The sequence below is a fragment of the Vallitalea maricola genome, from assembly GCF_036985595.1.
Classification (GTDB): Bacteria; Bacillota; Clostridia; order Lachnospirales; family Vallitaleaceae; genus Vallitalea; species Vallitalea maricola.
Map to the genome: position 1 here is coordinate 1 of NZ_BTPU01000133.1, position 297 is coordinate 297.

Annotated in this window: 1 protein-coding gene; it reads left to right on the forward strand. The window is 34.0% G+C overall.

Annotation, left to right across the window (positions count from 1 at the left end; genetic code table 11):
- The coding region (locus AACQ14_RS23530) for an HD domain-containing protein (protein ID WP_339365988.1) at positions 1–297 on the forward strand (297 nt) is incomplete at both ends.

Consider the following 297-nt stretch of genomic DNA (forward strand, 5'->3'; position numbering starts at 1 on the left):
ATAAGGATATATTATATACTTCTGCATTGTTCCACGATATAGGAAAGATAAAAGAGTTATCAAAATTCCCTATTATCGAATATACTGACCCTGGTCAATTGTTAGGTCATATAATGATATCTACTGAATGGGTTTCTGATAGAATTAAAGAAATTCCAGGTTTCCCAGAGGATTTAGCTTACATGGTAAAACATTGTATCTTAGCTCATCACGGAGAATTGGAATATGGTTCACCTAAGAAACCACAAACAATAGAGGCACTTGCTCTACATTTTGCATCGCAGTTATCTGCAAAAT